This window comes from Arthrobacter sp. MOO21, from assembly GCF_057369995.2.
The window spans coordinates 3,192,417-3,211,917 of record NZ_CM170671.2 but is presented as its reverse complement, the minus strand read 5'-3'; the positions used below and the strand labels follow the sequence as shown (position 1 = coordinate 3,211,917).

The 19,501-nt window shown below is 67.7% G+C and carries 16 protein-coding genes; 6 read left to right on the top strand and 10 right to left on the bottom strand.

Annotated features, from left to right (window positions below):
- Positions 1 to 53: 53 nt before the first annotated feature.
- Genes AC2JAJ_RS14945 through mtrA form a run of 3 tightly spaced genes read right to left on the bottom strand, consistent with a single transcriptional unit; the run spans position 54 to position 4,361 of the window.
- A complete protein-coding gene (locus AC2JAJ_RS14945) occupies positions 54 to 1,766 on the bottom strand; it encodes an LpqB family beta-propeller domain-containing protein (protein WP_501053177.1) in 1,713 nt (570 codons plus the stop codon).
- Entirely contained in the window at positions 1,763 to 3,715 is a 1,953-nt protein-coding gene (gene mtrB / locus AC2JAJ_RS14940; RefSeq protein WP_486415319.1) for an MtrAB system histidine kinase MtrB, read from the bottom strand. Before mtrB ends, AC2JAJ_RS14945 begins: the two co-directional genes overlap by 4 nt.
- Positions 3,687 to 4,361, bottom strand: a complete 675-nt coding sequence (gene mtrA / locus AC2JAJ_RS14935; RefSeq protein ID WP_454485031.1) for an MtrAB system response regulator MtrA — start codon at positions 4,359 to 4,361, stop codon at positions 3,687 to 3,689. Before mtrA ends, mtrB begins: the two co-directional genes overlap by 29 nt.
- Positions 4,362 to 4,537: 176 nt before the next feature.
- Between mtrA and AC2JAJ_RS14930 the strand changes: the two genes are divergently transcribed.
- From AC2JAJ_RS14930 to AC2JAJ_RS14905, 6 genes are read left to right on the top strand one after another with little or no spacing between them, the layout of a single operon-like run.
- The gene (locus AC2JAJ_RS14930; RefSeq protein ID WP_486415320.1) at positions 4,538 to 5,995 is read left to right on the top strand and encodes a DUF7847 domain-containing protein; all 1,458 of its coding nucleotides are present in this window, start codon (positions 4,538 to 4,540) and stop codon (positions 5,993 to 5,995) included.
- Positions 5,985 to 6,632 (top strand): DUF4129 domain-containing protein, encoded by a 648-nt coding sequence (locus tag AC2JAJ_RS14925; RefSeq protein WP_501053176.1) that lies wholly within the window; start codon positions 5,985 to 5,987, stop codon positions 6,630 to 6,632. The genes AC2JAJ_RS14930 and AC2JAJ_RS14925 overlap by 11 nt, the downstream gene beginning before the upstream one ends.
- Entirely contained in the window at positions 6,629 to 7,846 is a 1,218-nt protein-coding gene (locus tag AC2JAJ_RS14920; protein ID WP_486415323.1) for a DUF4350 domain-containing protein, read from the top strand. Before AC2JAJ_RS14925 ends, AC2JAJ_RS14920 begins: the two co-directional genes overlap by 4 nt.
- Complete coding sequence (locus AC2JAJ_RS14915) at positions 7,843 to 8,856, top strand: AAA family ATPase (RefSeq protein ID WP_486415324.1); 1,014 nt, start codon at positions 7,843 to 7,845, stop codon at positions 8,854 to 8,856. Before AC2JAJ_RS14920 ends, AC2JAJ_RS14915 begins: the two co-directional genes overlap by 4 nt.
- Complete coding sequence (locus AC2JAJ_RS14910) at positions 8,856 to 10,148, top strand: DUF58 domain-containing protein (RefSeq protein ID WP_486415325.1); 1,293 nt, start codon at positions 8,856 to 8,858, stop codon at positions 10,146 to 10,148. Before AC2JAJ_RS14915 ends, AC2JAJ_RS14910 begins: the two co-directional genes overlap by 1 nt.
- 45 nt (positions 10,149 to 10,193) lie before the next feature.
- Positions 10,194 to 10,907, top strand: coding sequence for a DUF4166 domain-containing protein (locus AC2JAJ_RS14905; RefSeq protein WP_486415326.1), 714 nt, complete (start codon positions 10,194 to 10,196; stop codon positions 10,905 to 10,907).
- A gap of 4 nt (positions 10,908 to 10,911) precedes the next feature.
- Here AC2JAJ_RS14905 and AC2JAJ_RS14900 read toward each other — a convergent pair whose 3' ends face one another.
- The 7 genes from AC2JAJ_RS14900 to mnmA all read right to left on the bottom strand — a co-directional run bounded on the left by AC2JAJ_RS14900 (position 10,912) and on the right by mnmA (position 19,428).
- Positions 10,912 to 11,916: a uroporphyrinogen decarboxylase/cobalamine-independent methonine synthase family protein gene (locus AC2JAJ_RS14900; protein WP_486415327.1), complete on the bottom strand. Its 1,005-nt coding sequence runs from the start codon at positions 11,914 to 11,916 to the stop codon at positions 10,912 to 10,914.
- Between the two features lie 62 nt (positions 11,917 to 11,978).
- Entirely contained in the window at positions 11,979 to 12,380 is a 402-nt protein-coding gene (locus AC2JAJ_RS14895) for a chorismate mutase (protein WP_221386666.1), read from the bottom strand.
- Positions 12,381 to 12,460: 80 nt separating this feature from the next.
- Positions 12,461 to 14,176: an ABC transporter ATP-binding protein gene (locus AC2JAJ_RS14890; RefSeq protein WP_486415328.1), complete on the bottom strand. Its 1,716-nt coding sequence runs from the start codon at positions 14,174 to 14,176 to the stop codon at positions 12,461 to 12,463.
- Positions 14,173 to 15,198: an ABC transporter permease gene (locus AC2JAJ_RS14885; protein WP_486415329.1), complete on the bottom strand. Its 1,026-nt coding sequence runs from the start codon at positions 15,196 to 15,198 to the stop codon at positions 14,173 to 14,175. The genes AC2JAJ_RS14890 and AC2JAJ_RS14885 overlap by 4 nt, the downstream gene beginning before the upstream one ends.
- Position 15,199: 1 nt before the next feature.
- Positions 15,200 to 16,291 (bottom strand): ABC transporter permease, encoded by a 1,092-nt coding sequence (locus AC2JAJ_RS14880; RefSeq protein WP_221386663.1) that lies wholly within the window; start codon positions 16,289 to 16,291, stop codon positions 15,200 to 15,202.
- A 127-nt stretch (positions 16,292 to 16,418) separates the two neighbouring features.
- Positions 16,419 to 18,053, bottom strand: coding sequence for an ABC transporter substrate-binding protein (locus AC2JAJ_RS14875; RefSeq protein WP_221386662.1), 1,635 nt, complete (start codon positions 18,051 to 18,053; stop codon positions 16,419 to 16,421).
- A 241-nt stretch (positions 18,054 to 18,294) separates the two neighbouring features.
- Positions 18,295 to 19,428 carry a tRNA 2-thiouridine(34) synthase MnmA gene (mnmA, locus tag AC2JAJ_RS14870; RefSeq protein WP_486415331.1) on the bottom strand — a complete coding sequence of 378 codons (1,134 nt, stop codon included), beginning with the start codon at positions 19,426 to 19,428 and terminating at the stop codon, positions 18,295 to 18,297.
- Positions 19,429 to 19,501: the final 73 nt, after the last annotated feature.

Sequence of the window (19,501 nt, the reverse complement as noted above, 5' to 3'; positions counted from 1 at the left end):
ATCACGGGTTTCCGGGAGTAGGCCTGCCCGGCACTATGTGGACAACCCTGGCCTCAGCCGGGGAAGGCGGGATCGATCGGTCCCTTGATTTGCGGCGACCACCCGTTGCCGAGCCGCTGGAAGATGCCTTCGCCGGACTGCGCATAGATGTCATCGGCACCGTTGCCTGCGCTGATGGCCACGAGCCCGGGCCAGGCGGCCAGCTGCTGCGGCTGGCCCGATGCCAGGGACAGCAGTTCCGGCGTGACGTTGGAACCGGCAGAGCCCTTCATCACCACGACTGTGGTGCTGCTGACCCACACCCCTTGGTCGGGGTCAGTGGTGGATGGCAGGGAGACGGGGTTGGTCAGTTCGCGCGGCGTACCGTCTCCGGCCCGGATGATCCCCGCAACCTGGACCTTGGATTTGCCGTTCTGTTCCGAGATGACCAGCGCCCGGACACCGTCGCGGGATACCCGGAATTCCCTGACCGTCCGGCCGGCAAGCCAGGACGGCGCCAAGGTGACGGACGGAACGGCGGACCCTTCGGCTACTCCGGTGGGATGGAAGGCCACCACTTCGGTGGCGCCTGTAGCACCTGGACCGGCCGTCCATACCCAGTCGTTGATGCTGAAGGACGGCCTGCTCAGGGTGCTCCTGGTGGTCAGTGCGCGCGCGGGCTGGCCGGGGGCGATGCTGTAGAGGGTGGTCCTGCCGTCATTGAGGAAGGCCGCGGTCTGGGAGACCGGGGATTCGGCCGGATATCGGGGGCTGAGGGTGGATACCGGCTGCATGTCCGGCAATGGGGAGACACGGTTGTTTTCGTAGCGCACCAGCTCGTTGCCGCTGATGGCGATCTGGCGTGACGGTACGGTCTTGTCAAGCACCGGGGGAAGGACTGCTCCGTTGTCCTCGACGCGGACCAGGTCCTGGTTGGCACGAAGCTCGACGTTCACGACGTCGGGCTGGCTGCGGAAGGTCAGGGTCAACTGCATCTGCATGCGGAGCCGGTCTTCTGCTGATGTCTCCATCAGTTCCTTGGCCGTCAGGTCGACCTGCGCCGCCCCGGAGACCACCGGCACCGATTCACGGGCGAGCTTGATGCCTGACGGAAACGCGCTGGCCACCGCACCACGCAAGTAGGGCGCAGGCCCGGCGAGCAGGGCACTGGTCATTGCCTTGACGGTCTTGTTCTTCAGGAACCACCGGACATCGGGGATGGCGTAGGTGAAGGTGGGGTCGTAGAAGTAGATCGGGTAGGCGCCGTAGATGACCTTGAAGGTTTCTTCCGCGATGGCCGTTCCGTCCGGGATCGCGGAGATCCGCCACTCCCCGTCCACCTGGCTCACGGTCACCGGGATCCGTTCCACGGTTCCCGGGGGCGACTGGGTGGCGATGCCGTCGGCGTCCACCATGTAGGAGACATCGAGTTCGTAGTTGTAGACGTTCTCCTTGTCCGTCGGCACAACCCTCGCTTCCCGATACACCAAAGCCCGCTTGTCCGGTTTCCACGACACCGCCGATGCCTGCGTCAGGTACTGGCGCGCGACGGCGTAGTCATCCTCGTAGCCGCTGCCGGCCCGGTAAAAGTAGTCGATGATGGTCTCCGGCGAGGCACCCGGCTGCGGCGCTGCCGGCAGGAATACCGGGGCGCTGACGTTGCCCGCGCTGCTCTCGCTGCTTTTTCCCACCGGGCCCGACGTCGGGATCCGGGCACAGCCGGCCAGAAGGACCATCAGCAGCGCCAGCAGGGCAGCCGCGGACTTCGCCCGGGGGCTGCCTGTCATGGTGTCTCCTTCGGTGCGGGCGCGGGGCCGGGCCGGGGGCCGCCAGGATCCAGCACCAGCATGTTGCTGTAGTTCTGTTCGGCAGGGATGTTGCCCGGCGTTCCCGGTATCACGGCGTCCCGCGGTTCGAGCTGGACCGGCGACTCCACGATCTCCTCCTCCTGCCGCAGGGGAAGGGTCAGGCGGAAGTTCGCGCCATTGCCTTTCCTGCCCCAGGCCTGCAGCCAGCCGTGGTGCAGCTTGGTGTCTTCCATGGCGATCGAGAGCCCCAGGCCGCTGCCACCGGTAGTGCGGGCGCGGGCAGGGTCCGCGCGCCAGAACCTGTCGAAGACCCGCGCGGCCTCCGCCGGTTCCATCCCTATGCCGTGGTCCCTGACAGCCACTCCCACGGCAGTTTCGTTTGCCGCCACCGTGACGGCAACCGGTTTCCCTTCGCCGTGCTCCACCGCGTTCAGGATCAGGTTCCGCAGGATCCGGTCGATCCGGCGCGCATCCATTTCCACGATGATGGCACCTTCGGGCGCGCTGAGGACGATTTCGGAGCCGTACTCCGCCGCCACCGGCGCAGCACCCTCAATCACATGGGCAACCAGCTGGATGAGGTCCTCGGGCTCGGCGTCGAGCACGGCCACGCCGGCATCGAAGCGGCTGATTTCCAGCAGGTCCGAGAGGAGGGACTGGAACCGTTCAACCTGGTTGTAGAGCAGTTCAGCGGAGCGCCTGTTGATGGGGTCGAAATCGTCCCGGGCGTCGTACAGCACCTCGGCCGCCATCCGGACGGTGGTCAGCGGCGTCCGCAGTTCGTGCGAGACGTCGGACACGAAGCGCTGCTGCATCTGCGAAAGGGTCGCCAGCTGCGTGATCTGCTCCTGGAGGCTGGCCGCCATGTGGTTGAAGGAGGCGCCCAGGCGTGCCACTTCATCCTCACCGCGGACCACCATGCGCTCCTGCAGTTGGCCGGCTGCGAGTTTCTCCGACACCATGGCCGCGTGGCTGACAGGACTGACCACGTTGCGGGTCACGTACCAGGCGACGGCGCCGATCAGCAGGACCAGCACCGCCCCGCCCGCCCAGAGCACGCTCTGGATTTCGTTGAGCGTCTGCTGCGCGGTGTTGAGGTCATAAATGAGGTACAGCTCGTAGACCGTGCCGTTGAAGGTCACCTTGTTCCCCACGGCGATGCCCGGCCGGTCCTCGGTGCCCACGGGAATGACGGTGGAGGCCCAGTACTGGTCCTTTCCGGACTGCTGCACGGCTTTGCGCAGTTCCGGGGGGATGACGCTGACGGTCAGTTGGTCCGAAGCGCGTGACTCCACCCACCTGTTCCGGGGCTTGGTCTGCTCCGGCATCGCCTCGAAGACGTACCGGCGCTGGATCACCGATCCCCGCCCCTCGACGGCGTTCAGCGTGTCATACACCAGGGTGATGACGCTGGACTGGTCGGTGACCTGGGCGCCGTCGAACGTTTCCTGCACCTGCTTGACGTTGTAGCGGGTCTCGGACTCGGCCTGGGTCAGCCGCTCCTGGAACAGGTTGTTGGCAATCTGGTTCGACAGGTAGGCACCCACCACGGCGAATGACGTCACGGCCAGCATCAGCGTGGTCAGGACGGTGCGGAACTGCAGCGAGCGGCGCCAGCGTTTCTGCAGCGCCCGCCCGAGGTACCTCAGGCCGGGAAGGAACCGCCGGACGCCCATCCGGACCAGCCTTGCCACGCGCAAGGACACGATCACGGCCCTGCGCTGCCAGATGCGGGCCCGGAATGCCACCGTGCGCGCTTCCGGTGTCAATGCTTCGTTGCCCTCGCCGGCATCGCGCGTGTCCTGCCGTTCAGCGTCCACGGAAGGCTGCGGCGCGGCATCCGGAGTGCTTGCAGGCGTGGGGGCGGAACGGTCCGCTCCCCCGTCGTGCCCGACGGGCTCAGACCCCTGCTTTGTAGCCGACACCACGCACCGTCAATACGACTTCCGGAGCTTCCGGGTCCTGCTCGATTTTGGAGCGCAGCCGCTGCACATGGACGTTGACCAGCCGGGTGTCGGCAGCATGGCGGTAGCCCCAGACCTGTTCAAGCAACAGTTCCCGGGTGAAGACCTGCCACGGTTTGCGGGCAAGCGCCACAAGGAGGTCGAATTCCAGCGGAGTCAGCGAGATCCGCTCATTGCCCCTGCTGACGGTGTGCCCGGCGACGTCGATGGTGATGTCCGCGATCTTGAGCGTCTCGGGTGCCTTCTGGTCCCCGGGGCGGAGGCGCGCGCGCACCCGCGCCACCAGTTCTGCAGGTTTGAAGGGTTTGGGCACGTAGTCGTCAGCGCCGGATTCCAGGCCGCGGACGACGTCGGAGGTGTCCGACTTGGCAGTCAGCATCACGATGGGAACATCCGACTCGGCGCGGACCTGCCGGCAGACCTCGATGCCGTCCATGCCGGGAAGCATTAGATCGAGCAGCACAAGGTCCGGCCTGGATGACCTGAAGACGTCGAGCGCCTTTGCGCCGTCCGCACAAAACACCGGCTCAAAGCCGTCGTTGCGGAGGACAATTCCAATCATCTCGGCCAGCGCTTCGTCATCATCAACCACCAGAATGCGTGCCTTCATAGTTATATATTCCCTTATCAGGATGGCTTTGTCCTGTTCAGCGGCTTCCGGCATGGCGGGGCACTAGGACGTCCGACGGCGGAACTATAGTCTTGGGGCATGCCTCGCGCGGCCCGCGCCCACCTTTGCAGCGGGAATCGCGGTGCAGCACGCGGACTGGTATGGGGGAGGAATCAGTGTCACCACAGGAGTCCGGCGCCGCGGAGCCCACGCGGGACCAGCCGGCCCGGGAAGAGGACGACGGCGGGGCCGCACCTTCGGGCGGCATCGGCCCGGTACCGCCGGCCTGGCAGCAGCCATGGGCGCCGCCGGCAGGCGGACGGCCGGCAGGCGGACAACCAGCAGGCTGGCAGCAGCCCTCTCCCTGGCAGCAGCCGTCCCCCTGGCAGCAGCCGTCCCCCTGGCAGCAGCCGCCCGGTCGGTACGGGGACCGGGACACTCCCTACCCCGCCCCTTCCGCCAACGGCGGCCCTGCATACAACGGCTACCCGGCCGCCGGCCCCCACTACCCCGGATACCCCCAGCCAGGCTCCCCTTACGAGCGGCCCACGTACGGCGGCTCCCCCTACGGCCAGCCGCGCTACGCCGCCCCGCCCAAACCAGGAATTGTCCCGCTGCGCCCCCTCCTGTTCGGCGAAATCCTGGACGGAGCGTTCCAGGCCATCCGGCGCAACGCCAAGGCAATCCTCGGCGCGGCCCTCCTGGCACAGTCCCTGGCCGCCATCCTCGCGGCAGTCGTTACCACGGCCACGGCGGCCTCGGCCGGTTCCATCGAGGCCCGGGCCGAAACCGCCACTCCCGCGGACGTGGCCTCGGTCGGCATCGGGTTTGTTGCCGCCGTCGTCCTGTTTTCCGTCCTGTCGGTCTTCGTCTCGGTCGTCCTCCAGGGCGCCATGGTGGTGCCCGTGGCCAGGGCGGTCCTGGACCGGCGCACGGGTTTCCGCCTGATGTGGCAGTTGGCGCGCTCAAGGACCGGAGCGCTGGTCCGGCTGGCTGCGCTGCTGATGGCGGCCGGAGTGCTGGCGGTCCTGCTCCTGGCGGTGGCCACCGCCCTCCTGCTCTCCAACGTGCGCGGGATGGGCCTGCTGCTGGCCATCCCGGTGTTTTTCGGCTTCGTGCTGCTGTTCGCCTGGGTGGCGGTCAAATTCATGGTGGCGCCTGCCGCCGTCGTCGTCGAAGAACTCGGCGCCTTCGCCGGACTCCGGCGTTCCTGGGAACTCACCCGGGCCAACTGGTGGCGCATCTTCGGAATCACGGCGGTGGTGAGCGTCCTCGTGGGAGTCATCAGCCAGGTGGTCCTGATCCCGGTGACCTTCCTGGCCAGTTTCCTGACGAGTGTCGTCTCGCCGCATGGCGGCAGTGGACAGGAAGCAACCGTGGCCGTCGCGGCAGGCGTGCTCACAGCCGTGTTTGGGGCACTGGCCGGTGCGGTGGGCTACGCCTTCCAGACGTCCGTCATGGCCTTGCTGTACCTGGACCTGCGGATGCGCAAGGACGGGCTGGACATCGCGCTGCTGCGCCAGCACGAGTCAGGCGCTGATCCGGGCGTTCCGGGCAGGGGTGTCGTGCCGGGCGCGGCCGGGGCCTACCCGGGCTATGGAACTGCGGCACGCGGATGGCCGGATGGGCGCTGAGCCGCCGGTGCTGCCCTCCGCGGATGAAGCCAGGCGGTGGGCCGCGGAGGAACTGGCCAAACCGGAGTACCGGGACGCTGCCCCTTCCTGGCTTGGGACGCTCTGGCGGAACTTCCTGGAGTGGCTGCGGTCCCTGGACGGGGGCTCCACGGGCGACGCCGCGCAGGTGCCCGGCGCCGCCATAGCCATCGTCATTGCCGCCATTATCATCGCCGCCGTGATCCTGGCACGTCCGCGCCTGAACGCCCGGGCCCGCCGCCCCACGGAGGTATTCGAAGGGGACGTTGCCGTCCATGCCGCCGACTACCGGGCGCGCGCGGAAGCCGCAGCGGCCTCCGGAAAGTGGGGGGACGCCGTCGTCGACCGTTTCCGGGCCCTGGTCCGCAACGCTGAAGACCGTGCCATCCTGGACCCGCAACCAGGCCTGACTGCTGACGAAGCGGCACGGGCACTGTCCCTGCCCTTCCCCGCCGAGGCCCGGCGCCTGGAACTGGCGGCGGCGATGTTCGACGTGATCCGGTACGGGAACCGGGCTGCCGGCGCTGCCGACTACCAGGCCATGGCCGACCTGGATGCGGCGCTCGAGGCCAGCAGGCCCGCCCGCTCCCCCGGCGCCAACGCGGTGCGAATGCCATGACCGGCATTCTTTCCACCAGCAACGGCTCCGCCGGCACGGACCCTCGGGACGCGGGCACGGGCCCCCAGGGTGCGCCTGCACCGGGAGGCAGGCGGCGACACTGGGTCCGTCGCCATCGCACCCTCGCTGCGGGCGCGGCCGTGGTGGCTGCCGCCCTGGCGCTGGCCGTCGGGACGCAACTGGCCCCCAAGGGAGACAGCGTTCCCCTCTCCGTCAGCAACGCGGGCCCTGATGGAGCCAAGGCCCTGGGCGTGATCCTGCGGCAGCACGGCGTTGACGTCCACACTCCGGAGAGGCTGGAAGGCGCCCTTGCCGTGCTGCGGCAGGGTTCCACCCTGCTGCTGTATGACCGGAACGGAGTCCTGGACGGCCCGCAGCTGGAGGCGCTGATGGAGCGCGCGGACCGGGTGGTAGTCGTCACGCCCCGGCTGAACACGCTGACCGCGCTGGACTCCGGGATCCGCCAGGCAGGCGTGGTCCCTGAGGCCTTTCCGGTCCTGGAGCCTGGTTGCATCCTGCCGGAGGCGGAGGCTGCCGGGCAGGTCACGGGCGCAGGGGGTTTTGTGTACGACGGCGGCACCACCTGCTACCGGCCGGGTGGCAGTGCCGCCGGGCTTCTTGCTACCAGCGCTGACGGACGCATCACGGTTGTGGGCAGCACGGCCGTCCTGGGCAACGACAAGCTGGATGAGGCGGGAAACGCGGCTCTCGCCCTCAGGCTGCTCGGCAGCTCACCGGACCTCGTCTGGTACCTGCCAACCCTGCAGGACGTGGCGGCGGACGGCGGCGGCACATCGCTGGATGACCTCGCCCCGGACTGGGCCCGGTTCCTTGGCCCCTGGCTCCTCGTGGTCGCGGCTGCGGCCATCGCCTGGCGCGGCCGCCGCAACGGGCCGCTGGTTTTCGAGCCGCTGCCCGTGGTGGTCAAGGCGGTGGAGACGGCCGAGGGACGCGCCCGGCTCTACCACGATTCGCACGCCATCGGCCAGGCCCGCGACAACCTGCGGGCAGGGCTGCTGACGCGGCTTGCCGGCAGCCTCGGGCTTGGCCCTGGTGCCACTGCAGCGGAAACCATCGCGGCGGCAGCGGCGGTGCTGGGCCGCGACGCGGCCGGCATCGCAGCGCTGGTCAATGAACACCCTCAAACCGAGGCCCGGCTGGTCGCTTGGTCCCAGGCCCTGGACAATCTGGAGAAAGAGGTCACCACCCAATGAGCGAACACAGCAGCGGCCCCACGGTCCTCAACCCCTCCGACGACGAGCGCACATTGACTGACGATGCCGCCCGGCAGGCCCTGCTGGACGTCCGCCGCGAGGTGGCAAAAGCGGTTGTGGGGCAGGACGGGACGATCACCGGCCTGCTGATTGCCCTCCTCTCGCAGGGACACGTGCTGCTGGAAGGCGTCCCGGGCGTGGCCAAGACACTCCTGGTCCGGGCGCTGTCCGCGGCGCTGAGCCTCGACACCAAGCGGGTGCAGTTCACCCCGGACCTCATGCCTGGCGACGTCACCGGCTCATTGGTGTACGACTCCCGTACTTCCGATTTCAGCTTCCGGGAAGGACCGGTGTTCACCAACCTCCTGCTGGCAGACGAAATCAACCGCACACCGCCCAAGACACAGGCCTCGCTGCTGGAGGCCATGGAGGAGCGCCAGGTCTCCGTCGACGGACAATCCCTCCGGCTCCCGTCACCGTTCCTCGTGGCGGCGACCCAGAACCCCGTGGAGTACGAGGGAACCTATCCCCTGCCCGAGGCCCAGCTGGACCGGTTCCTGCTCAAGCTCACCATGCCCCTGCCCGGACGCCACGACGAGATCGAGGTCATCCGTCGCCACGCGGCTGGATTCGATCCCCGGGACCTGCAGGCGGCTGGAGTCCGGGCCGTCGCCGGCGCGGAGGACCTGGCGCGTGCACGGGAGGCCGTGGCGGGCGTGGCGGTCGATCCGGAAATCGTGGGCTACATCGTTGACCTTGTCCGCGCCACGCGGGCCGCACCGTCCTTCCTGCTGGGCGTGTCGCCGCGCGGTGCCACCGCCCTCCTGAACACTTCACGGTCCTGGGCATGGCTTTCCGGACGCACTTTCGTCACTCCGGACGACGTCAAGGCCATGGCTTTGCCTTGCCTGCGGCACCGCGTTGCACTCCAGCCCGAGGCTCAGATGGACGGCGTCCGCGTGGATGATGTCCTGGGCAGCATCCTGGCAACCGTCCCCGTCCCGCGCTGATGGCCGTCTCAGGACGCTTCGTGGCGCTGGTGGCGCTCGGACTGCTTCCGGTCCTCCTGTTCCCGGGGTGGCCAACGGTCCTGGCGGTGGGCGCGGTGCTCCTGGTCCTGCTGTGCACGGACGTACTCCTCGCCGGGACTCCCCGGCAAGTCGAGGTGATGCGCGCCGAACCTGCAAACGTGACACTCAACAACATGGCCGAGGCCGTGCTGACCATTCGCAACAACGGCAACCGGAGGCTGCAGGGAACCCTCCGGGACGGCTGGCAGCCCTCCGCCGGAGCGCAGAATCCGGTCCAGGCCATTGACGTCCCGGCGGGCGAAAGCCGGCGGCTGGCGATCCTTCTCCGTCCCGTCCGCCGCGGTGACCTCAAAACACCCCATGTGACGTTCCGCTCCTTCGGACCCCTGGGTGTGGCGGCCCGCCAGCGCACTATCGGGTGCCCCGGCTCGCTGCGGGTACTGCCGCCCTTCCACTCCCGCCGGCACCTGCCCTCGAAGCTCCGTCAACTGCGCGAACTCGACGGAAAGGCCGCCGTCCAGATCCGCGGCGCCGGCACCGAGTTCGATTCGCTGCGGGATTACGTCCGGGGTGACGATGTCCGCTCCATTGACTGGCGGGCCACCGCCCGGCGCTCCGCCGTGGTGGTGCGGACGTGGCGGCCCGAGCGGGACCGCCGGGTGGTGATGGTCCTGGACACGTCCCGTACGTCGGCAGCAAGGATCGGCGACGAAACCCGTCTGGACACCGGGATGGAGGCGGCGCTCCTGCTGGGGGTCCTGGCCGAAAGGGGCGGCGACCGGGTGGACCTCGTGGCCTTTGACCGGCGGGTCCGGGCGCGGGCGGGTTCCGCGGGGCAGGGAAATCTCCTGGGCCGGCTGGTCCAGGCCATGGCGCCGTTGGAACCCGAGCTCATCGAGATGGACTGGCCTGCGCTCCCGGCCCAGGTCCGGGCCGTTTCCCCGCACCGGTCCCTGGTGGTCCTGCTGACAACGCTCGACGGCGGGGCACCCGAGGAAGGTCTGCTGCCAGCGGCGGAGCGCCTCGCCAGCCAGCACAGCGTAGTGGTCGCGGCCGTGCGCGACCCGCAGCTTGGAACCATGCTGCGGGAACGCGACGATGCCACGGGGGTCTACCGCGCGGCCGCCGCCGAGCGCGCCCTTCTCCAACGGGCTGCCGTGACCGCGGAACTGCGGCGGCGCGGCGTGGAGGTGGTGGATGCCGAACCCCACCAGTTGCCGCCCCGTCTGGCAGACATGTACATCAAGCTCAAGGCTGCCGGTAGATTGTGAAACCGGACGCAGCAGCCACGCATCGACACCAGCAGGAGGTCCTCCGTGAACACCCCGATCTACCAGCAGGCACTCGGCACGGAGTTCGCCCGCCTGCAGCCCGAGCTGCAGGAGTACTTCTCCCTCGCGCCGGGCTCGGGGCAGTACGGGGTAGGGGAAGGGACATTCGACGTCGTGGGGTGCCGCCAGCGCTGGCTCCGCCCCCTGCTGCGGCTCACCGGGGGCGAAGAAGCCTTTTTCCCCGAGTACGGTGAAAACGTTCCGTTCCGGATCGAAAACCACGCACACCAGGATCCGTTCGGCCGTTCCAGCCTGACCGCCCGGCGGGAGATCCGTTTCCCCGGACGCACCCGGCTGTTCCAGGACACCACCAGCGCCACGAGCCGCGGCGCCGCCACCCAGCTGGTGGACTACGTTGGCCGGTACCGTCGCCTGGTTACGGACCTGAACCTCAGCGTCACCCCGGAAGGAAGGCTCCGAGGCGTTTCGGAGGCTTCCAGGCTCTTCCTCGGCCCGCTCCGGATTCCCCTTCCGCCGGCACTGGACGCGAAGGCCTACGCCGAACAATGGTGGGATCCGGCCGAGGGCAGCAGTGGAAGGCACCGCATCCAGGTCAAGGTGATCCAGCCCCAGATCGGCCTGGTCCTGGTATACGCCGGGGCCTTCGACTACAGGCTCCGCCCCTACACCGGCGGCAGTTCCGCCCACAGCTTCCTGCCGCGCTACGCCCAGCCGGACCGCTGGGAAAACAGGGTCTGAGCCCCTACCCCAGCGCGCGTTGGTTCAGGGCGTCGGCCACCTGGGTGAGCCTGCCCAGGACTGCGGTGGCCTGCGCCGGGGTGTAGTCGGCCAGCCCCGCCGAAGGTGTCACCCGGACCGCAGCCAGCAAAGAGGCGGGAAGGCCCAGCTGGCGCCAGGGGCGCCACACGGAGTCCACGCACTCGGCCACCTTGGGCAGCGCGCTGCCGGAAATATCCAGGGCGCCGGCCCAAACACGTTTCCCGGCCTCAGCCGCCCCGGCCAGCTGCTCCCACTGGCGGTTGGTCAGGCCCTTGAGCGGCACCGCGATCCCGTCAGCCCCCGCCGCCAGGATCTGCTCGAACGGCGCCTCTATTTCGGGAACCGAAACCACTATTTCCGACGCGCCGGCCGCGCGCAGCGCATCCAGGACCACGCGCCAGGATTCACGCGCCTCCGACGCCGGAACAGCCCTAAGCGTGCGGTAGCCGCTGGCGGTGGGTATGGCCCCGGCCAGCACCGCGGCGATATCCGGTTCGTCCATCTGGACCGCCAGCCGCGCCCCCGGCACCGCCGCCGAAACCCGGGCGAGATAGCTGCCCACCCCTTCTGCGAGGGACGCTGCGAGGTCCCTGCGGGCACCATAATCCACCACCGCGCGCTCACCGTTGTGCAGGTGCAGGGCCGCCGCGAGGCTGAGCGGCCCCACCAACTGGACTTTGAGTTCTGTAGCCGAAGACTCCTCCGCGCCGGCTACGTCGGCCAGGACGTTGATGTCCGTGGCGAGGGCGGAAGCTGCCCTCCGGATGTCCTTGCCGGGGCGGTCGACAAGCCGCCAGCCGTAGGGTTGGACGTCGGCCGCCAGTTCCTCGAGCAGCGAGGCGGTGCGGCCCACGGCGTCGGACCCGACGCCGCGGTCCGGCAACTCGGCGAGGAACGGCAGGTGTGGACTGCCCAGCTCACCCCTGATGATCCGGGCGGCTTCCGACGGGTCCTCGCCGGGCCACGGGCCCAGTCCGGTGGCTGTCACTTCCTTTGGCGGGCGGGCCACCGCCGAAGGCGTCCCGCTGCCGCGCTGTTGCTCTGCCCCGCTCACCTCAGTGCGGAAGCCTGCGGTCCGGACGCAGCCTGGTGGTCCTCGGCGATGGCCTCGTGGTGGCGGATGACCTCGCCGATGATGAAATTCAGGAACTTTTCCGCGAACGCCGGGTCCAGGTGCGCGTCCTCAGCCAGACGCCGCAGGCGGGCGATCTGGGCCGCTTCCCGTCCGGGATCGCCCGCCGGCAACCGGTGGGCAGCCTTGAGGAAGCCCACCTTTTGGGTGGCCTTGAAACGCTCCGCCAGCAGGTAGACCAGCGTGGCGTCGATATTGTCGATGCTCGAACGGATGGACAGCAGTTCAGCCATCACCGAATTGTCCACCTGGCCGGCCAGGGAACTGGCGGAGGGATCGAAATCGTCAGGACCGGGTGAGCTGAGGTTGTGCTGCGTCATGGTCCCAGTCTATGGGAGCGGCCGGAACCGACGCGGGTGTTAAGGGCCAGTGCCGGCGGCCTGCCGGCACCGGCCCCCGCTCAGATGCCCAGCAGGGCGCGGTGCTCTTCGCGCCGCTTTGCCTGCTCAGCCGGATCCGGAACAGGAAGCGAAGCGATCAGGCGGCGCGTGTAGTCATGCTGCGGGTTGCCCATGACCTGGCTGCCGATCCCCTGTTCCACCAGTTTCCCCTTGTACAGCACCCCGACCCAGGACGAAAGAATGTCCACTACGGCAAGGTCGTGGCTGATGAACAGGCAGCCGAACCCGAACTCCTCCTGGATGTCCTTGAACAGCTCCAGGACTTTCGCCTGCACGGAAACGTCGAGGGCCGACGTCGGCTCATCCGCTATCAGCAGGCGCGGATTCAGGCTGAGCGCCCGGGCCAGGGATGCCCGCTGCCGCTGGCCGCCGGACAGTTCGTGCGGGTATCTCCCCGCATACGACGCCGGCAGCTGCACTGATTCGAGCAGCTCACCCACGCGCTTGCGCGCCTGCGCGTCGCTTGGCCGGGTGTGGATCAGCATGGGCTCGGCGATGCACTCCCCGATGGTCAGCTGCGGGTTGAACGACGCTGCCGGGTCCTGGAACACGAACCCGATGTCCTTCCGCAGCGGCTTGAACGTGCGTTCGCGCAGGTTCAGCATCTCGTAGCCAAGCACCTTGAGGCTGCCGCCGGTGGTGCGGTTCAGCCCCGCGATGGCCCGCCCGATGGTGGTCTTGCCGGATCCCGATTCCCCGACCAGGCCAAAGACCTCGCCCCTGGACAACGTGAAGCTGACCCCGTCGACGGCCTTGAACGCGGGCGTTCCCAGCCGGCCGGGGTACTCGATCACCAGGTTGTCCGCCGCCACCAGCACTTCCTCATCCTGGTGGGGCCGTTGGGCCAGGCCCTCCGACGCCGAGTTGCGGCCGAGGTGCGGCACGGCGGCCAGAAGCCGGCGGGTGTAGTCCTGCCTGGGTTCGGCGAAAAGCTTCCGTGCCGGAGCCTCCTCGACGATATCGCCCTGGTACATCACCACCACCCGGTCCGCGAGGTCCGCCACGACGCCCATGTTGTGGGTGATCAGGACGATCGAGGTGCCGTATTTGTCCCGGAGGTCCCGGAGTAGTTCCAGGATCTCTGCCTGGACTGTCACGTCCAGGGCGGTGGTCGGTTCGTCGGCGACGATGAGCCCGGGATTCAGCGCCAGGGCTGCGGCGATCACCACGCGCTGCTTCTGACCGCCGGAGAACTGGTGCGGGTAGTAGTTGACGCGGTGCTCCGGGTCCGGGATGCCCACCTTGCGCAGGGCTTCGACAGCCCGCGCCTTGGCTTCCTTGGCACTCACCCGCCCACCGCCGTCGCGCGCCGCATGGGCACGGATACCCTCGGCGATCTGCCAGCCCACCGTGAACACCGGGTTCAGGGCGGTGGAAGGTTCCTGGAACACCATGGCGACGTCGCGGCCGCGGATCTGGCGCAGGCGCGCGGCGCTGAGGCTGATCACATTGGTGCCGTTGATCAGCACCGCCCCTGAACTGCTGGCGGTTTCCGGCAAGAGGCCCAGGATGGTTTTGGCAGTAACCGTCTTGCCGGAACCCGACTCCCCCACGATGGCCAGCACCTCGCCGGCCTTTACCTCAAGGCTGACGTCCCTGACGGCCCGGACATCGCCGGCATCGGTGGCGAAGGTGACCTGGAGGTGGTTGATATCGAGGACCGTCTTGCGGTCCTGCTCCCGGCGGTCGGACACGGACCCAAGGTTTTCGCTCACGGGTTGCTCGATTCTGTTTCGGTGCCAGGTCCGGCAGCGGCCGGTGCAGCGGACGCTGCCGTCTTGCGGGTGGCCCGCTTGCGGCCGCGGAGGCGGGGATCGTTCAGGTCGTTGATGCTCTCGCCCACCAGTGTCAGCCCGAGGACCGTCCACACGATGGCGAGGCCGGGGAAGAGCCCAGTCCACCAAATGCCGGAGGTGGTGTCTGCGAGCGCCTTGTTGAGGTCGAAGCCCCATTCCGCCGCTGAGCTCGGCTCGATGCCGAAGCCCAGGAAGCCCAGCCCTGCCAGGGTCAGGATGGCTTCGGAGGCGTTGAGGGTGAAGATCAGCGGCAGCGTGCGGGTGGCATTGCGGTAGATATGCCGGGTCATGATGCGCACGTTCGAGGCGCCCACCACTTTGGCGGACTCGACGAATGGTTCCGCCTTCAGCCTGATGGTCTCCGCGCGGATCACCCTGAAGTACTGCGGGATGAACACCACCGTGATGGAAATGGCTGCCGCCAGGATGCCGCCCAGCAGGCTGGACTGGCCGCCGCTGATGACGATGGCCATGACGATTGCCACCAGCAGCGAGGGGAAAGCGTAGATCGCGTCCGCCACCACCACGAGGATGCGGTCCAGCCAGCCGCCGATGTAGCCGCTGACCAGGCCGAGGATGACGCCCGCGAAGATGGACAGGATCACGGCCACGATGATGACCAACAGCGCCGTCTGGGTACCCCAAATGACACGGGAAAGGACGTCATACCCGCCCACCGTGGTGCCGAGGAGGTGCTTGCCGCCCGGCTCCTGCTGGGTGGGGAAATTGCCCTCGGCGTCCGAAAGCTGGGCAAAGCCATAGGGGGCGAGCAGTGGTGCGGCCAACGCCGTCAGCAGGAAGATGCCGGTGAGGACAAGTCCCACGACCAGCATGAAACGCTGCAGGCCGACGCTCTTGTTGAAGTGTGACACAACCGGCAGCCGCCGGAAGAAGGCCGCCCGCGGGTTGGCGACGGGTTCCAGGGTGGTCTCGGCAGTCATGTCAGTACCTCACGCGGGGGTCGATCAGCGCGGCAACGATGTCCACGATGAAGTTGGTGACGGCGACGATGACGGCCAGCAGCACCACGATGCCCTGGACGGCCACGAAGTCGCGCGCCGTGAGGTAATTGGCCAGCTGGAACCCCAGGCCCTTCCACTCAAAAGTGGTTTCGGTGAGTACGGCCCCGCCAAGCATCACAGCGATCTGCAGGCCCATGACCGTGATGATCGGGATCAGCGCCGGCTTGTATGCATGCTTGGTGACCAGCCTGAACTCGCTGACGCCGCGGGAGCGGCCAGCCTCGACGTAGTCCTTGCCAAGGGTGCCGATGACGTTGGTCCGGACCAGCCGAAGGAAGATCCCAGCCGTCAGCAGGCCCAACGCAAGCGCGGGAAGGACCGCGTGCGACATCACGTCGCTGAACGCCGCCATGTTGCCGCTCCGCAGGGCATCCAGCCAGTAGATGCCTGTGGGCGCCTCCAGCGCGGTCAGGGACAGCTCGGTCCTGGTTCCTGCCCGGCCGGCCACCGGGAGCCAGTGCAGCCACACTGAGAACACCAGTTTGAGGAGCATGCCGGCGAAGAAGACCGGGGTGGCGTAGAACAGGATCGCCAGGATCCGCAGCACGGCGTCAGGCAGGTGGTCGCGCCGGTGGGCGGCAACCATGCCCAGCGGAATGCCCACCAGCAAGGCGACGATGAGCGCGTTGATGGACAGTTCCAGCGTGGCCGCTCCGTACGTGGTCAGCATTTCGGTGACCTGGCGGTTGTCGGAGAGTGTTGTGCCGAAGTTGCCCGTTGCCAGTTGGCCCAGGTATTCGAAGTACTGCACCAGGAGCGGCCGGTCGTAACCGGCGGCATGGATGCGCTCCTGCAGTTGGTCAGGTGGCAGGCGTCCGCCCATGGCTGCGGTGATGGGGTCACCGGTGATCCGCATGAGGAAGAACACCATGGTGACGAGGATGAGGATGGTTGGGAAGATCAGCAGGAAGCGGACCAGGATGTACTGGCCCAGCCCTCCCCCCGCCGCTTTCTTCTTGGACGGTAGGAGCGCGTCAGCGTCGCTGGGAGGCGCGTCAATCAAGGTTGTCATCGGTACCTGAATTCGTGGTGACCGGGAGCCAGCAGTCCCCTCGTTGCTGGCCAATGACCGGCAAAAGGCGGGACGCCTCCACGGCGTCCCGCCTCCGGCCGGTCAGAGCCCGATGGGGGGTGGCTGCTTACTTGGACAGGACGCCGAGCCGGGTCTTGAACGACGGATCAAGGGTCTTCTCGACGCCCTTGACGCCCGATCCGGCAACCAGCAGCTGCGCGCCTTGGAGCAGCGGCAGCGTGGAAAGGTCCTTGGCGACGGCGGACTGTACCTCGCCAAGCAGTTTCTCGCGCTCAGTCTTGTCCGGGGTGGTCAGCTGCTTCTGGACCAGTTCCGTCACGGCGGGGTTCTCATAGTGGTTCTTGAGGAAGTTGCCCGGGATGAAGAAGGGTGTGAGGTAGTTGTCCGCGTCAGAGTAGTCCGGGAACCAGCCCAGCTGGTAGACGGGGTAGGCGTCTGCGGTGCGTGCCTTGGAGTACGTCACCCATTCGGTGGACTGCAGGTCCACGGTGAACAGCCCGGACTTCTCCAGCTGTTCCTTGATCATGGCGTATTCGTCACCGGAGGACTTGCCGTAGTGGTCCGGGTTGTACTGCAGTTTCACGTTGACGGGCCCGCTGACCCCGGCGTCGCTGAGGACTTTCTTCGCCTTGTCAAGGCTGGGCTTGCCGGTGCCGTCGCCGTACATTTCCTTCATCGGCTGCGTGGCCCCCGGGAGTCCGTCGGCGACCACGGAGTAGGCCGGGACGTAGGTTCCCTTGTAGACCTGGTCGGAGATGGCCTGCCGGTCCACGATGTCGGCCATGGCCTGGCGGACGGCAAGGGCCTTGGCCGGGTCCGCCTCCGGGGTCTTGGCCCCGAACGGCATGGTGTCGAAGTTGAAGACGATGTACCGCAGCTCACCGCCCGGGCCCTTGTAGACCTTGACCTTCGAGTCTTTGGCAAGGTCCGCGGCGTCCGTGGCCGTGAGGCTCCGGCCGGCAACGTCGATGTTGCCGCCCTGGACGTCAAGCTTCAGGTTGTTGGAGTCGGCGTAGTACTTGATGACGGCGCTGTCGTTGGCGGGCTTGCCCAGCAGGCCGTTGTAGTCCGGGTTGGACTTGAGGCTGACGAGTTCGTTCTTCTTGTAGGAATCGATGGTGTAGGGGCCGGCGAACGGCTTTCCGGCGACGATGTCCTCATCGCTCATCACCTTGTCGGCCGGGAAGACTTCCTCGTCAACGATCGGGCCTGTGTTGGTGCCGAGCACGCTCGGGAACACCTGGTCATTGGCTGCCTTGAGGGTGAACACCACAGTGGTGTCGTCCTTGGCTTCAACCGACGTCAGGTTGGAGAGCAGGGATGCGGGGCCGTTGGGGTCGTTGATCTTCATGACGCGGTCGTAGGAGAACTTCACGTCCGAGGCGGTCAGCGCGTGGCCGTTGGCAAACTTCAGGTTGGGCTTGAGCTTCACCGTGAACTCAGTGGGAGCAGTGAAGGAGGCGGACTCGGCGATGTCCGGGCTTGCCTCGGCCGAGCCCGGCTTGGAGTTCATCAGGAAGGGGTAGACCTGGTTCATTACCAGGAAGGAGCCTGCGTCGTAGGATCCGGCGGGGTCGAGGGTCACGACCTTGTCCGTCGTTCCAAAGGTGATGGCACCGCCGCCGGCACTGCCGGTGGACGTTCCGCCGCCGCCCGAGGGCCCGGTGCAGGCTGTCAGGGCGAGGGCGGATATTCCTGCGAGCGCGATGGCGCGGTGCAGGGGTGTTGTGCTCTTGATCATCTGTGAGCCTTCTGTTCGATGAATACGCGCGCGCCGGCGTGCGGGCGCGTTCGCCCGGCTGTCTGCGCGCAGTGCTGATGCGTAGATTCAATCAGAGAGTCAGCCCTCAGGACGGCCTATTCTGTGAGTTGAAACACAAAATTTATTCCAGGTCCGTCTCCGCCCCGCCTTCGTACGCGGAAGCATGCACGGCAAAGCGCCGCCCCGGTTGCATCCGGGGCGGCGCTGGTGGTTTCATGCCCTACAGTTCGGCGCGCTGCAGCGAGCGTGCGGCGTCGATGGTTGCCTGGCCGAGGACCCGGGTGCCCTGGTACAGGACCACGGTCTGGCCCGGTGCCACTCCCCGCAGCGGGGCTTCCAGCCGGACCACGAGCTGGCCGGAGGCCGGACCGTGCGCGGGCGCCTCCATCCGGGCCGTGGCAGGAACAGGGTCGCCGTGGGCGCGGACCTGGGCGTAGCAGTCGAACTCCGCACCCGTTTCCACCTCAGCGATGGGCAGGCCGGCCCAGGAGACCTTGATGCCCCGGATCTCATCGATGGCCAGGAGCGCCTCGGGGCCCACCACCACCTTGTTTTCCTTGGGGCGGATTTCCAGGACGAACCGCGGCTTGCCGTCGGCTGCCGGGGTGCCCAGCTTGAGGCCGCGCCGCTGGCCCACCGTGAAGGCGTTGGCGCCGGGGTGTTCGCCCACCTTGGCGCCCGTCTCGTCGACAATGTCGCCGGTTGTCATGTCGATCTTTTCGGCGAGCCAGCCTGCCGTGTCGCCGTCGGGAATGAAGCAGATGTCGTGGCTGTCCGGCTTGTTCGCCACGGACAGTCCCCGCCTCTCCGCCTCCGCCCGCACTTCGGCTTTGGAGGGGGTGTCGGCCAGCGGGAACATCGAGTGCTTCAACTGCTCGTGGGTCAGCACACCGAGGACGTAGCTCTGGTCCTTGGCCCAGTCCGCCGCACGGTGCAGTTCCCGGTTGCCGTCGGCGTCTTCAACCACCTTGGCGTAGTGGCCGGTGCAGACGGCGTCGAACCCGAGTGCAATGGCTTTCTCCAGCAGGGCGGCGAACTTGATCCGCTCGTTGCAGCGCATGCACGGGTTCGGCGTTCGGCCGGCCGCGTATTCATCGATGAAGTCCTGGACTACGTCCTCTTTGAAGCGCTCGGAGAAATCCCAGACGTAGTACGGGATACCCAGGACATCGCAGGCCCGCCAGGCGTCGCGGGAGTCCTCGATGGTGCAGCAACCGCGGCTTCCGGTGCGCAGTGTGCCGGGCATCCTGGAGAGCGCCAGGTGGACGCCGACGACGTCATGGCCGGCCTCCACTGCCCGGGCGGCGGCGACGGCGGAGTCCACTCCGCCGCTCATGGCTGCAAGTACTCGCATGCTGGCTTTCTGTTGGGGGATGCTTGCTTTCCGGGGCCGTGTGCTGGAACGCCGGCGGCGGAAACGATCTTCG